This window comes from Brevundimonas intermedia (assembly GCF_027922165.1).
Classification (GTDB): domain Bacteria; phylum Pseudomonadota; class Alphaproteobacteria; order Caulobacterales; family Caulobacteraceae; genus Brevundimonas; species Brevundimonas intermedia.
In genome coordinates this window covers 526,855-541,626 of record NZ_BSFD01000011.1, presented here as the reverse complement: position 1 = coordinate 541,626, position 14,772 = coordinate 526,855, and the positions used below count along the sequence as shown (strand labels likewise).

7 protein-coding genes are annotated in these 14,772 nt (G+C 65.0%); 4 read left to right on the top strand and 3 right to left on the bottom strand.

Features of this window, described 5'->3' with window-relative positions; genetic code table 11:
• Positions 1 to 214: 214 nt before the first annotated feature.
• From PKE72_RS16095 to PKE72_RS16080, 4 genes are all read left to right on the top strand, one after another.
• On the top strand, positions 215 to 3,109 hold the full coding sequence (locus PKE72_RS16095) for a TonB-dependent receptor (RefSeq protein WP_271166377.1): 2,895 nt from the start codon (positions 215 to 217) through the stop codon (positions 3,107 to 3,109).
• A 74-nt stretch (positions 3,110 to 3,183) separates the two neighbouring features.
• The gene (locus PKE72_RS16090) at positions 3,184 to 4,830 is read left to right on the top strand and encodes a DUF5597 domain-containing protein (RefSeq protein WP_271166376.1); all 1,647 of its coding nucleotides are present in this window, start codon (positions 3,184 to 3,186) and stop codon (positions 4,828 to 4,830) included.
• Positions 4,831 to 4,859: 29 nt separating this feature from the next.
• Positions 4,860 to 7,790, top strand: coding sequence for a TIM-barrel domain-containing protein (locus tag PKE72_RS16085; protein ID WP_271166375.1), 2,931 nt, complete (start codon positions 4,860 to 4,862; stop codon positions 7,788 to 7,790).
• A gap of 240 nt (positions 7,791 to 8,030) precedes the next feature.
• Positions 8,031 to 9,980, top strand: coding sequence for a sialate O-acetylesterase (locus tag PKE72_RS16080; RefSeq protein ID WP_271166374.1), 1,950 nt, complete (start codon positions 8,031 to 8,033; stop codon positions 9,978 to 9,980).
• On the opposite strand, the gene PKE72_RS16075 is transcribed toward PKE72_RS16080, so the two are convergent.
• Genes PKE72_RS16075 through PKE72_RS16065 form a run of 3 tightly spaced genes read right to left on the bottom strand, consistent with a single transcriptional unit; the run spans position 9,981 to position 14,531 of the window.
• Positions 9,981 to 10,607: a hypothetical protein gene (locus PKE72_RS16075; protein ID WP_271166373.1), complete on the bottom strand. Its 627-nt coding sequence runs from the start codon at positions 10,605 to 10,607 to the stop codon at positions 9,981 to 9,983.
• Positions 10,608 to 10,641: 34 nt separating this feature from the next.
• The gene (locus PKE72_RS16070; protein WP_271166372.1) at positions 10,642 to 12,261 is read right to left on the bottom strand and encodes an alpha-L-fucosidase; all 1,620 of its coding nucleotides are present in this window, start codon (positions 12,259 to 12,261) and stop codon (positions 10,642 to 10,644) included.
• Positions 12,258 to 14,531, bottom strand: a complete 2,274-nt coding sequence (locus PKE72_RS16065; RefSeq protein WP_271166371.1) for a beta propeller repeat protein — start codon at positions 14,529 to 14,531, stop codon at positions 12,258 to 12,260. The genes PKE72_RS16070 and PKE72_RS16065 overlap by 4 nt, the downstream gene beginning before the upstream one ends.
• Between the last annotated feature and the right edge of the window lie 241 nt (positions 14,532 to 14,772).

The window sequence follows — 14,772 nt, the reverse complement described above, 5'->3', positions numbered from 1 at the left end:
TTTCGCCGATCCTGTTGCCGCACACGGTAAAGCAAAGCCCGCCGGACGGCATTAATGGTAGCGCTATCAGAAAATGCTTTTCAACGCATGAAAACCTGTGCATCCTTAAAAGGTGGTCACGTCGTCTCAGAGCGGCGGACCTCAACTTCGGGAGGGATGTCGTCCCACGACGCTGATAAGCGACGGGCGCGACCAGCAGGAAGGTTTGAGGCAAATGTCTCGTCAAAATCACGTTCGCCGTGTCGCGCTTCTGTGCGGCGCTTCGCTTGTCGCCGTCGCCGCCATGGCGCCGACGACGTCCATTGCGCAGGAAGCGGCGCAAACTGACGACGCCGCTACGGTCGATGAAGTGGTCGTCACCGGCATCCGCGCTCAGTTGCGGTCGGCTCAGGCGATCAAAAAGAACTCTGAAGTCATCGTCGATTCGGTGACGGCTGTTGATATCGGCGCTCTGCCGGACCGGTCGGTGTCCGAGGCGCTTCAGCGTATCCCCGGCATCACCCTGCAACGCACCAACTCCGCTCGCGACCCCGCCCGTCTGGCGGCTGAAGGCGGCGGCGTCTTCGTGCGCGGCCTGTCGGGCGTTCGCTCCGAAACCAACGGGCGCGACATCTTCTCGGCCTCCAGCGGCCGCGGCCTCAGCTTCGAAGACGTGTCCGCCGACCTGCTGTCGGGCGTGGATGTCTACAAGAACGTCGCCGCGAACATGATCGAAGGCGGCATCGCCGGCACCATCAACCTTCGCACGCGCGTTCCGTTTGACAACAGCGAGCCTCTGCTGGCCGTCAACACAGACTACAATTACGGCGACCTGTCGGAGAAGGGCTTCTGGTCGGGCAGCGTCATCGCGTCCGACCGTTGGGACACACGGTTCGGCGAGTTCGGCCTGCTGGCCAACGTCAGCATCTCGAATGTGGGCAACCGAACCGACAGCATTTCGGCTGACCGCTATGATCCTGTGGTCCTGACGGCCAACAGCGCCGACGGCACGGGTCTTGCCGGCGAAACGGTCTATATTCCCAAGAACATGGGCTGGCGCACCATCGACTGGGAGCAGAAGCGTACCGCTGTCGCCCTGGCGGCCCAGTGGCGCCCGAACGACAAGTGGCTGTTCACCTTGCAGGCGCTGGGTTCGCAGGCCGAGACCTATAACGTCGAATATGCGATGGGCAGCGAGAGCATCCTGACGCCGAACTCGACCTATTCGTATAACGAAGACGGTTTCTTCACTTCGGGGACGGTGTTCGACGCCAACTACAACACCGACACCCGCATCGGCGACGACACCAAGAAGACCGGTGATGTCGCGCTGAACTTCAAATATACGCCGGGCGGCGCCTGGTCGTTCAGCGGCGACCTTCAGTACGTCAAGTCGACCGCTGAAATCTATTCGATGACGGCCTTCACCCAGCTGGAAGATCGGCCGAATCTTCAGTTCGTTATCGATGGCGATCTGCCGACCATCACCTCCACCGGCGGCTCGATGGACGACAAGTCCAGCTACTGGTGGGCCGCCGCGATGGATCACATCGAGGACAACGAGGCCGACGAATTGGCTGGTCGTCTGGACGCCCGCTACGACTTTGAAAACAACGACTTCTTCCGCTCTGTCGAGTTCGGCGTCCGCATGACGGACAAGAACTACACAAACCGCCAGACCGGCTATAACTGGGGTCTGCTGTCCAACCAGTATTGGTTGGGCAACGCCAACACCGTCTATCTGGATGACGCGGGAGCTGCGAGCGACTCGTCCTTCCTGTACACCTTCGACAACTTCTTCCGTGGAGATACGGCGGTTCCGGGCGTCGCCTGGTTCCCAACGGCCGACCTGCTGAATCAGGGTACGGCTCACGCCTATGACATCCTGAAAACTACCCAGACTGCAGGTTGGGGTTGGTCGCCCTTGAGCGACGACTACGACAGCTATCGCCTGGGCGGCGGCAACGGCGGCGTGACCGACCTGCAGGAAACGACCGAGGCAGCCTACATCTATAGCCGTTTCGGCAATGACACCGGCTTCTTCGGTCGGGCCTTCGACGGCAACGTCGGTCTGCGCGTCGTCAAGACCAAGACCGAGACCAATCAGGTCGTCACCCTGCCTTCGATCACGGGCTCGTGCCCAGCCAGCGCGAACTGCACGGACTTCAATAGAGCGGTTCAGTTCGTTTCCGGCGGAGCCTTGGCTGCCGGCGCCGATATCAGCAAGGAGTACACCAATGTGCTCCCCAGCCTGAACCTGCGTGCGTTCCTGACTGAAACTCTCCAGGCTCGCGTCGCCGTATCGCGCGCGATCCTGCGGCCGGAAATGTACCAGCTTCAGCCCTTCACCAACCTGTCAATCAACTTCCAGTCCGACGGCTATACGCTGAACGCGACGACGCCCTTCACGGGCACCGGCGGCAATCCGAACCTTGAGCCTCTAAAGGCGACCAACTACGATTTCAGCCTGGAATGGTACTTCGCTCCGACCGGCAGCCTGACCTTCGCCGCCTTCCACAAGGACCTGAAGGATTACATCTTCTCTGGTTCCTCGACGGAGACCTACACCAATGGCGGGGTCACCTACGACTTCCTGATGACGCGCTACACCAATGGCGACGAGGGCAAGATCGACGGCTTCGAACTGGCCTATTCCCAGTTCTATGACTTCCTGCCGGGCGCGCTGAGTGGCCTGGGCGTCCAGGCCAACTTCACCTATGTCGATAGCAGCGGCGGCCGCAACACCAGCCAGAACATTCTGGATTCGGTGCAGAACGAGGCCGCCGACGACGAACTCCCGCTCGAAGGTCTCTCCAAGACCAGCTATAATCTGGCGGTCCTGTACGAGAAGTACGGCATCTCGGCGCGCCTCGCCTACAACTGGCGCGAGGAGTATCTGATGACCACCTCGGCGGCCAACATCAATGCGCCCGTCTGGGCCAGCGACTTCGGCCAGTTGGATGGTTCGATCTTCTACAATCTCACGCCTGACGTGAAGATCGGCGTTCAGTCGACGAATATTCTGAATGAGCGGACCGTGTTGAAGGTCGGCAGCGCCGACAGCAAGGCACCCTACAACTGGGTGGACACTGACCGCCGGATCGCCGTGGTGCTGCGCGCCGCCTTCTGATCCGGATCTGAGTAACGGGGCGTCGGCAGCCGCCGGCGCCCCGACTGTTTTCTTATCGACGTTGGGAGGCGGCGATGGGTTTTTTCGCACGCGGTTTGAGCTCGGCCCTGTCGTTCGCGGTCGTTGCAGTCGTGGCGGCGGCGCCGGTCCAGGCGCAGTCGCCGATCCCCCGGCTCGTCCAACAGGACGGACGGCATGCGCTTATGGTCGATGGCGCGCCCTTCACCATCCTCGGCGCCCAGGTCAATAATTCGACCAACTACCCGGCGCCTCTGGCCGAGGCTTGGCCGGCCATCCGCTATGTCGGCGCCAATACGGTTCAGGTTCCCATCGCCTGGGAACAGCTGGAGCCGGAGGAGGGGCGGTTCGACTTCTCCTTCGTCGATCACTTGGTGCAGGAGGCGCGTCGCAACGACGTGCGTCTGGTCATCCTGTGGTTCGCCACCTGGAAAAACACCTCGCCCAAATATGCGCCGGCCTGGGTCAAGCTGAACCCGACCCGTTTTCCGCATCTGATCCAGAAGGACGGAACGGAATCCTACGCCATGTCGCCCTATGGCGAGGAGACCTTGGCCGCTGACGCCCGCGCCTTCGCCGCCCTGATGCGTCACATCCGCCAGATCGACGAGCGTCAGCAAACCGTCATCATGGTCCAGCCGGAAAACGAGACAGGCACCTATGGTTCGGTGCGCGACTACTCCCCTGCCGCCCAGGCCGCCTTCGACGGCCCGGTGCCCCAGGCCCTACTGGACCGGACGGGCAGGGCGCCCGGAACCTGGTCCGCCGTCTTCGGCGACGAGGCGGAGGAATTCTTCCACGCCTGGTCCATCGCCTCCTACGTCAATACGGTGGCTGAGGCGGGCAAGCGGGAATATCCGCTGCCTATGTACGTCAATGCGGCCCTGCCTGACCCGCATGAGCGCGTCGCCCCGACCAACTACGCCTCGGGCGGTCCGGTCTGGCCTGTGATCGATGTCTGGAAGGCGGCGGCCCCGTCGATCGAGATGCTGAGCCCGGACATCTACAATCGGGATTCCCACACCTATGAAGGCCATCTGGATCGCTATGCGCGGTCGGACAACGCCTTGTTCGTGGCCGAGACCGGCAATGACGACCCTTATGCCCGTTATCTGTTCTCGGTCCTGGGCCGCGGAGGCATCGGCTATTCGCCCTTCGGCATCGACTATACGGGTTACGCCAACTATCCGCTCGGCGCGCCTGCGGTGGACGAGAAGACGTTGACCCCGTTTCGGGATGCTTATCGGTTGATCGCGCCGTGGCAGCGGGTGTGGGCGCGGGCCGCCTTCGCCGGCAAGGTCTGGGGCGCGGCCGAGCCGGACGATCGCGCGTCGCAGACGCTGGATCTGGGCGACTGGACCGTCACGGTCGGCTATCGCCGCTGGCAGTTCGGTCAGCCGGACTGGACCTGGCTGGGTCCGCTGGCCGATGTGCCGGGGACCGAAAAGCCCAATGGCGGCGCTCTGATCGCCGAGATCGCGCCGGGCGAGTTTATCGTCACCGGCCACCGCGCCCGCATCGACTTCGCCCCCAAGCCCGCGGCAGACGGTAAGCGCCGCATGGTCGTGCGCTATGAGGAAGGCCGTTTCGATGACGCCGGCAAATGGGTCTTCGAACGCATCTGGAATGGCGACCAAACCGACTACGGCCTGAACTTCACCGACCAACCGCAGCTGTTGCGCGTCGTCACCGCCACCTACTGAACGCACCCTTGATAGAAGCGAGAGCCCCCATGACCTCGACCCTCGCCCGCCGGCTGATGCTGGCCACCCTGATGATCGCGCCTCTGGGCGCCTGTTCGACCCTGATGGACAGCGCCTCCGCCGGCGCGATCCAGCAAGCCGCCTTTGAACGCATCCCCGCCGGCGTCGTCATAGCCCCGACCGAAGGCGCCGCGCGCCGCGTGCGACTGGAGGTCTATGGTCCCGAGACGATCCGCGTCACCGCGACCGAAGACGCAAACCTGGATCTGCCCGCCAGCCTGATGGTTACGGCCCAGCCCTCGACCACCACCCCGTTCGAAGTCGAGACTCAGGGCGACCTAGTCGTGCTGAAGACGGCGGAAGCCACGGCGGAAGTGTCGCGCACCACCGGCGCCGTGCGCTTCCTCGACGAGAATGGTCAGGAAGTGCTGAAGGAGCGTCCGAACAGCCGCGAGCTGACCCCTGTCACGGTCGAGGACCAGAAGGGCGATCATCGTTTCCTGGCCACGCGCCAGGTCTGGGAAAGCCCCGCCGACGAGGCCTTCTACGGCCTGGGGCAGCACCAGCAGGGCATGATGAACTACAAGGGCCAGGACGTCCTGCTGGCCCAGCACAATATGGACGTGGGCATTCCCTTCGTCGTCTCCAGCCGCAACTACGGCCTGCTGTGGGACACGAACGCCATCACCCGCTTCGGCGACCCGCGCCCCTACGGCATGCTGTCGGATCGTCTGATCGTCCGTGACGAGGGGGGCGCCTTCGGCGGCCTGACCGCCCGCTATTATCAGGACGGCGTGCTGAAGGTCAGCCGGCCGGAAGGCGAGATCAACTATGAGTTCATTCGCGACCAGCAGCGCTGGCCTGAAGGCCTGAAGGCCCAGCCCGGCGCCCCGGTCCAGACCGGCGACATGGGCAAGCCCGGCCAGGCCGGCGTCAGCGTCGTCTGGGAAGGCACGATCGAGACCGCGACCGCCGGGCTGCACAAGTTCCGCCTCTATTCGTCCGGCTATGCCAAGGTCACCATCGACGGCAAGGTCGTCGAACAGAACTGGCGCCAGAACTGGAACCCGTTCGACCATGATTTCCAGGTCCAGATGGCGGCCAACACCCGGGTGCCGATCAAGATCGAATGGACCCCGGAAGACGGCTATATCTCGTTGCGCCACATGGACCCGCTGCCCGCGGCTGATCAGGGCGCGCTGAGCCTGGCCTCGGAAGTCGGCACGGCCATCGACTACTTCTATGTCGGCGGCGACGACATCGACGGCGTCATCTCCAACTATCGCGGCCTGACCGGCAAGTCGGTGATGCTGCCGCGCTCGGCCTATGGCTTCTGGCAGAGCCGCCAGCGCTATAACACCCAGGAAGAAGTGGTCGGCGCCGTGCGGCGTTATCGCGAGCTGGGCCTGCCGATCGACATGGTGGTGCAGGACTGGTTCTACTGGCCCGAGAACGCCTGGGGCTCGCATCAGTTCGACCCGGCCCGCTATCCGAACCCGACCCAAATGGTGAAGGACGTTCACGACATGAACGCCGACATCATTATTTCGGTCTGGCCGAAATTCTATCCGACAACCGAACACTACAAGCAACTGGACGCCATCGGCGGCATGTATACGCGCAATGTCGACGTCGGCGCGCGCGACTGGGTCGGCCCGGGTTACGCCAACAGCTTCTACGACCCCTATCTGCCGGCCGCCCGCGACCTGTACTGGAAGCAGATGTCCGACAGCTTCAAGGACATGGGCTTCGACGGCTGGTGGCTGGATTCGGTCGAGCCGGACATGCACTCCAACCTCGACATTCCCGAGCGGACCCTGCGCATGGGGCCGACGGCGGCCGGGCCGGGCGCCTATGTCTTCAACTCCTATCCGCTGGTGAACGCCGAGAACGTCTATCGGAATTTCCGTGCGGAGCAGGGCGGTCAACGCACCACCATCCTGACCCGTTCGGCCTGGGGCGGTCTGCAACGCACCGGCTCGATCCTGTGGTCGGGCGACGTGGTGGCCCGTTGGGACAATCTGCGCGACCAGATCTCGGCGGGCGTCAACGCCGGCCTGTCGGGCCTGCCCAACTGGACCCACGACATCGGCGGCTTCTCGGTCGAGGCCCGCTATTCGAACCCGGCCGGCATGAAGCCCGAGGACAAGGCCGAGTGGGACGAGCTGCAGCTGCGCTGGTTCCAGTTCGGCGCCTGGTCGCCGATCTTCCGCTCGCATGGCGAGTACCCGCTGCGCGAGGTCTATAACCTGGCCAACCCGGGTACCGACTACTACGCCGCTTATGCCGACCAGATGCGGACCCGCTACCGGCTGATGCCCTATATCTACAGCCTGGCCGGCGACACCTATCTGCGGGACGGCACCATCATGCGCGGCCTGGTCATGGACTTCCCGTCCGACCGGAAGGTCCGTGACATCGCCGACCAGTATATGTTCGGTCCGTCCGTGATGGTGGCGCCCGTCACCGAGTACAAGGCGCGCAGCCGGTCGGTCTATTTCCCCGCCGGCGCCGCGTGGTACGACCTGAAGACGGGGCAGACCTATGCGGGCGGTCAAACCGCCTCCGTCGCGGCGGCGCTGGACAAAATCCCGGTCTTCGTCCGCGCGGGTTCGATCCTGCCCACGGGTCCGGCCATCACCTATACGTCCGAGAAGCTGGACGGCCCCCTGACCCTGGTCGTCTATACCGGCGCGAACGGCGCCTTCTCGCTCTATGAGGATGCGGGCCAGGACTATGGCTATGAGCGGGGTGAGTTCTCCAACATCCCGATGACCTGGGACCAGGCGCGCGGCGTTCTGACCATCGGCGCCCGTACCGGCTCGTATCCGGGCATGCCGGCGAGCCGCACGATCAATGTGCGATTCGTCAGCGGGCCGGGGGCGGACGTCGGCGACTTCGACGCAGCGCCGGCCAAGACGATCCAGTACACGGGTCAGGCGGTCGAGCTGCGTCGCTAGAAGACGGGGGCATCGACATCGCGCACAATGTCGATGCCCGCTCCGTTGTTTTATAGGACGATTTTAAGTTTTTGGGTGCGCTGACCCAGCACGGTCCCAGACGGGGTTATACTCTTCATTCCGTCTTCGCCCGGCCGCCAGGGATCGAGCCGAATTGCACTCGATTGCACATTGCACCCATTTTCGCCGTGCAGTGCAGTTTCGAAACGCCCGCCCTGGCGGGGTGATGGAGAGGCGCCGATGCGCTCGTTTTTGCTGTCCGCCGTTGCTGCGACCGTGCTGGCCACAGGTTCGGCTCAGGCCCAGGTTTCGGCGCCTGCCGCGCCCTTGCTGGACCCCATGTTCCAGGACCACGCCGTCCTGCAACGGGGGCGTCCGATCGCGGTCTGGGGCCAGGCCGCGCCCGGCGCCGTCGTCTCGGTCGGCGTCAGCCAGGCTCAGGTCCAGGCGACCGCCGGCGCTGACGGTGTCTGGCGCGCGACCCTGCCGACCCTGACCGCTGGCGGCCCCTATGTCCTGACCGCCCAGACCTCGGGCGCGACCCAGACGGTCTCGGACGTCATGGTCGGGGATGTCTGGCTGTGCTCGGGTCAGTCCAACATGGAGTTCGCCGTCCGCCAGGCGACTAATGCCGAAACTGAAATCGGCGCCGCCAACGACCCCAATCTGCGTCTCTTCCTGGTCGGCCGCTCCAGCCTGCCCGCGCCGTCGTCGGCGCCCCATTCGGTCGGCCAATGGCGCACGACCGATCCCGCCAGCGTCCGCGATTTCTCGGCGGCCTGCTATTTCATGGGGCGCGATCTGCGCCGGTCCGAGAATGTCCCCGTCGGCCTGATCGCCGCCTCCTGGGGCGGGTCGATCATCGAGGACTGGCTGAGCCGTGACGCTTTGACCAAGTTGGGCGGACATGACCAGGCGCTGGAAGCCCTCGACGCCTATGCCCGCGATCCGTCCCAGGGCGACGCCATCTGGCGGCAAATCACTCAGGCCTGGTGGTCGGCCAATGATCCCGGCACGAAACAGGGCTGGAACCTGCCGCGCACGGTTGACGCCGACTGGTCATCGATCCCTGCCGAAGGATTCTGGGAGTCCACCGTTTCCGGTCTCGCCACCTTCGACGGCGTCGTCTGGCTGCGCAAATCGGTCGTGCTGACCGCCGCCCAGGCCCGTCAGGCGGCCAGGATCGAGCTGGGGCCGGTTGACGATGCGGACGTGACCTGGATCAACGGCAAATATGTCGGCGGCCAGCAGGGCTGGGATACGCCGCGCACCTACGCCATTCCCGCCGGGACGTTGAAGTCGGGTCGCAACCTGATCGCCGTCGGCGTGCTGGACACCAACGGCGGCGGCGGCGCCTGGGGACCGGCGGCGAACAAGCGCCTGGTCTTCGCGGACGGAAGCACGGTCGCCCTGTCTTCGGGCTGGCGTCACCGGGTCGCCGCGCCCCTGGGGGACCTGCCCAATCCGCCGCGTACGCCCTGGATCGGCGGCAGCGGCACGACCACGCTTTACAACGGCATGATCGCCCCCCTCGGCGCCTATGGAGTGAAGGGCATGGCCTGGTATCAGGGCGAGTCGAATGTCGGCGACTATGTCGGCTACCGCCGCCTGCTGCCGGCGCTGTTCGCCGACTGGCGTAGCCAGTTCCAGAATCCTGACATGCGGATCCTGGTGGTCCAACTGGCCAACTTCGGGCCCGCCGCCGGTCAACCGACCAACTCCTATTGGGCGGCCCTTCGCGAAACCCAGCGCACGGTCGTCAATGCCGACCGCCTGGCGGGCTTGGCCGTCGCCATCGACATCGGCGACCGCTACGACATCCACCCAACCAACAAGCTGGAGGTCGGCCGTCGCCTGGCGCTTGAGGCGCGGCGTCTGGACGGCGCGGTTCAGCCGCTCTCGCCGCAGCCGGTTTCGGTCGAACGAGACGCGGACGGTGTTCACGTCCGCTACGCACCGGGCACAGCCTTGACCGCTTACGGCTTCAATCGCCCGATCGGTTTCGAACTGTGCGGCGCCGGCGACGTCTGCCGCTTCGTTGATGCGACCTTGGCCGGTGATCAGGTCGTGTTGGCCTCGGCCCAGCCCACCGACGTCAAGGTGCGCTTGTGCTGGGCCGACAGCCCCGTCTGCAACCTCTACGGCCCCGCCGGTCTCCCGGCGGTTCCGTTTGAGGCGACGATCCGCTGATCAGGGGTTCTGGGGAAGGCGCGACCGGTCGTAGTCGGGACCGAAGTTGAACAGCAGCGCCGGACCCAGCTCAAGCCTGTGCACGGCCTGACCCATCTGCAGGATGATCTTGCTCTCGCCCGGGGCGAAGTCCTTGGCCGCCACGCCTGAAGCGTAGATCATCTTCCACTGGGGACCGACCGCCACATCCGACGCCTGCGCCAGCGTGACCTTCGGTTCGGTCTCGCCTTCCAGAATCATGGTGGCCATCCGGGTCTCGGTCTGACCTTCCGGCAGGCGGTCGGCACGAACCCAGACGCCCAGCAGCAGCACGTCTCCAGTCTTGATCGCGCCGCTGTTCGTCATCACCGCCCCGACCGACCAGGGATCGCCGGCCTTCTGAACGTCGATGGTCAGGGCCTTGCCGCCGGTCACGCCCTGGGCGTCGCGAGGCGTCGGGTTGGGCGTCAGACCCCAGGTGTACCAGTTCTGCACGAAGGGCGAGTTGATCAGCCTGTCGATCATGGTCGCGCGTGGGGCCGTTGGGGACGGCCCGCTTTGAGCCGGTCCTGACTGGGCCAGGGCCGGGGCGCCCAGCATCAGGGCCAGGGCAAGACCGGCTTGCCCTGCGATGGATGGGATCTTCATGGCGTTTTTTCCTCCCGTTTTCGCCTTGTGAATTTCAGACGAGGGCCACCCCCCTCAGCCTTACGGCGGGCGCCGTGGACACCGGCCGCTCGGTCGGCAAGTCGATGACCAGTCCCTGCTCGGTTTGCCGGAAGGGCAGGGCGGGGCCGCCCAACAGCTCGACGGCTTCTACGCGGCCTTCCTGCGGCGTCAGGGCGCGAATCTGCATCCGGCCGTCTTGGGGCCAGTCCAGAGCGAAGGCGTACAGGGTTTGCCCCTTGGTCGTGAAGCGGATGTCCTGGCCGGTCCACGGCCTCGCCGCGCCCTCGCCGTGCATGCCCGCGACCACCGTAGTCGGCCCCTCGCCGTAGATGCGCCAGGGACGGGTGTCGAAGATGGCCTCGCCGTTGATCTTCATCCAGGCGGCGATGTCGGTCAGGATCTGGCGCTCGTCGCTGTCGATGGAGCCGTCGCCGCGCTGCGGGATGTTCAGCATCAGATTGCCGTTTTTCGACACCACATCGACCAGGCGTTGGATCACGCTATGCGCGGGGACATAATAGTGGCTGGTGTAGCGGGCGCGGTTGTAGTGCCAGTCGCCGATACAGGTGTCGGTCTGCCATGGCTCGGGCTTCAGACTGTCCGAGAAGCCGCGCTCCACCGTTTCCACGATACCTTTACGCTGACGCTCGTCCAGCCGCTTGCCGTTCACCACCGGCAGTTCGCCGCGCCATTGTAGCGAGGCGTTATAATATTCGGCGGTCGCCTCAAGGCCGTATCGACCCAGCGGCAGTTGGTAGTTGTCGAAATAGACCATGTCCGGCCGGTATTTCGTAATCAGGTCGCGTTGTCGCGCCACCCAGGACCGGACGAAGGCGGGGTTGTTCGCCGGCGGGGTCTCGATCCACTGGCCGTCGCGGGCGTCGTGCCAGGCGTTCATCTCGGCAATGGAGCCGATGCCGTCGGGCGGAGCAAAGGTCGGGCCGGTATAGAGTTCCTGCGGGTCCAGCCCGTCCCACCATTTGCCGGCGCCATCGGCCTTGGTCAGACGCGCCGCATCATAGCGGACGCCCTTCAGCGGACCTTCGGCGTCGTATCCATAGGCCGTCTGCCACCAGTGCCAGGCGTGGGCTGCGTGGTTTGACACGGCGAACCTCAGTCCTCGCGCCCGGACAGCCTTTTCCCAGGTCCCGACAATGTCGCGCTTGGGGCCGACCCGCATGACGTTCCAGTCGTTGTGGGCGCTGTCGAACAGGTCGAGATTGTCGTGGTGGTTGGCCATCGACATGATGTAGCGGGCGCCGGCCGCCTGATAGAGATCCAGCAGACCCTCGGGATCCCACTGGTCGGCCTTCCACTGATCGATGAACTCCATGAATCCGAAGCGGCTGGGGTGGCCGTAGGTGGCGACGTGGTGATCGTAGAATGGGTGCCCCTGAATATACATCAGTCGGCCGTACCAGTCGCCGAACTCAGGCACGCACTGGGGGCCCCAGTGAGACCAGATGCCGAACTTGGCGTCGCGGAACCAGTCGGGCGTCTTGTAGCCCTGGATCAGGCTGTCCCATGTTGGCGTGAAGGGGCCTGTCGTGAGTTGCTCCGGCGTCGTTGCGCATGCGCTCAATAGGGAAGCTGAGGCGCCCGCCCCCAAAAGTCCGCGCCGTGACAGGTTCATGCCGGTGCTCCATAGACGACGCCGCGTCCGTCGGTGGCCACATAGACGCGGCCAAATACTCTTGGATCGCCGGCGATGGCGCGATAGCGGCGACCGTATTCGTGACGGTCGTCATTGACCCTGACCCACGAACGGCCCCTGTCGTCGGACCGGAAGACGCCCCGGACAGCGCCCTGTGTCCCTATGGCGAAAAGGGTGGGGTAGCCTGATCCGGCCGACGGCTTGCCGAAGTCCAGCATCTCCACGGCCAGTCCTCCGTCTATCCGCGCGAAATTCTGGCCGCCGTCCCGGCTGTTGTAAAGACCGAAGCGGGAGACGAACCACAGGTCGCCGTCATGGCCGGGCGTGGCCTTCAGCGGGAAGGCCTGCTCGCGCCAGGTCGGCCGGTCAGCCGATACATCGGGGAGACCCTGCGACGGCACCGGCGCAAAACTGCGCGCCTGATCGACGCTGACCAGCCATTCGCCGGTTCGGAAATTCAGGGCGTAGAACAGGCCGGGATCCTTGCGGTCCGCGACCGGACGCAGAAGCGGCGGCAGACCGAGGCAAGGTCGCCAGGTCGCGCCCCGGTCGTCTGACCAAGCGGTCTGCGGCGTCGCCAGCACGAAGGTCGATCCGTCCGCCGAGACGGTGATTGGCGCGTCGCGGTACAGGTCCACACTCGGGTTGTCCGGCGACGCGGCCGTTGCGCCCGAGGCGGGACGGGGGCGGCCCAAGGGTTTCCAGCTTCGCCCCGCATCCGCAGACCAGGCCAGCGTCGAGCCGTCGTGGCCGTTGGAGCCGACGCCTTCGTGCGGCGTGCCGCTGCGCACCACCACATTGGGCGCCATGCCGGCGTAGTCGATCTGGTTCGTGTTGGCGAAGACCGGCGTGGTGAACTGCAAATCCGGCGACCGGTCCAGGTCTTCATGCGCGAAACCGGATATGTCGCCGAACCCGGTCAGAAGCTGTGGCCCCACCGGCGGGCTGATCAGGGTGATCACCGCCGTCTGTTCGATGCCCTCGACCCACGGGACCCAGTCGGTCGGACGTCGAGCGTCGGCGGCTGACAGGTTGAGCGTCTGATAGACGGTCGCTCCGGTGGCATAAACCAGGCGCTCGCTGTCAAACGGATCCAGGGCCAGGGCGGCGATCCACCAGCCGAAGTCGGGCTTGTCGTTGCCCCAGTTCAGGTAGGGCGTGGCGCTGACATTGTGGCGCGCCGCCTCGCGTAGACTCTTCCAACTGCGGCCATCGTCGGTGCTGCGCCAGATCGTGTCGCCTGGTTGCCACCGGTTCAGGGTGGAAACCATCAGGACGCCGGGCCGGTGGCGGTCCACCGCCACGCCCATGAAGCCGCCGAGAGGGCGGGGCGGGGTGACGTCGGTCCAGGCGTTGGTGTTCACATCCAACCGCCACACCGCGCCGTCGGTGACGCCGTTGGGCCCTATCCCGAGGGTGCAGGTGACGTATAGCACCCCTCGGTCGTCGAGCTCAGCCTTAGCCGCCGACAGTTCGGCGCGGGGGCCGCCCTCGACCGGCCGCCACGTTTGGCCTGCATCGTCTGAGCGATAAAGCGCGTGCTCGTGCGGATCGGCGACGCCGACGAACAAGGTCTGCGACCGCCGCCCCTTGGACCCCGTGCGGGGATCGAAAATCACGAAGCTGAGGCCGCCGTGAGTCTCACGTCCGGTGGGGAGCCCCAGGCCTGTCAGAGGGAAGCTGTCGACCTTGCTCCAGGTCCGGCCACCGTCGCTCGACGTTTGCAAACCGTCGTGGCGCGAGCCGAAATAGAGAATCTGGTTGTCGTTCGGATCGATCGCCAGCCGCTCGCCGAGTCCTCTCCCGTCCTCATTGCCGCCCATGCGGAAGGGAACCTCGACGCGCGACCAGGTTTCGCCGCGGTCGTCGGAGCGCAGCATGGCTCCTGGATCGCCCCGGTGAACGCCCACCGCCATATGAACCACATCCGCATCGACGGGATCGGCGGCTATGCTTTCCACACCGAAGTCGGCCGAGCGGGGGCTGGAATCTTGCAATGGCCGCCATTGTCCGGCGGCGGCGTCGAAGCGATAGGCGCCGCCCATGTCCGACCGGGCGTAGGCCAAGCCTTGCTCGACACGGCTGAAGACGATGCCCGGTATGAAGCCGCCGGCGCCGACCTTCACATTGCGCCAGCGGTAAGCCGCAGCCTTAGGTTCCGACTGCGCCTGGGCGGTCAGCGGGTCCAGCACGGTGGCCAGGCCGAACGTCAGCACGCCAGCCGTCCGTCGCGTGATTCCGTTCTTCATTCCTTTTCTCCCTTGAACTCGGACATCTGGCGGTCCGTTTGTGGTAGCGCTAACTTATTCCAGTTGACAGCATTGTCATGGGTGCATCAAGTTGCGCTGGTGAAAATCAACGTCGGTCAACGACGTGCGGGAGTGAGGCTTGAGTTCCAATGGATTTCGCCCCGTCCTGTGCGTCCGAGACGCCTGATCTTTTGCACCCTGAGCGAACTTCCGGTGCGGTCGAAGGACCGCACCGGGCTTT

Bases quoted from the DNA above. Each gene is read 5' to 3' on its own strand.
- PKE72_RS16095 (WP_271166377.1), top strand. From the start codon at position 215: ATGTCTCGTCAAAATCACGTTCGCCGTGTCGCGCTTCTGTGCGGCGCT.
- PKE72_RS16090 (WP_271166376.1), top strand. From the start codon at position 3,184: ATGGGTTTTTTCGCACGCGGTTTGAGCTCGGCCCTGTCGTTCGCGGTC.
- PKE72_RS16085 (WP_271166375.1), top strand. From the start codon at position 4,860: ATGACCTCGACCCTCGCCCGCCGGCTGATGCTGGCCACCCTGATGATC.
- PKE72_RS16080 (WP_271166374.1), top strand. From the start codon at position 8,031: ATGCGCTCGTTTTTGCTGTCCGCCGTTGCTGCGACCGTGCTGGCCACA.
- PKE72_RS16075 (WP_271166373.1), bottom strand. From the start codon at position 10,607: ATGAAGATCCCATCCATCGCAGGGCAAGCCGGTCTTGCCCTGGCCCTG.
- PKE72_RS16070 (WP_271166372.1), bottom strand. From the start codon at position 12,261: ATGAACCTGTCACGGCGCGGACTTTTGGGGGCGGGCGCCTCAGCTTCC.
- PKE72_RS16065 (WP_271166371.1), bottom strand. From the start codon at position 14,531: ATGAAGAACGGAATCACGCGACGGACGGCTGGCGTGCTGACGTTCGGC.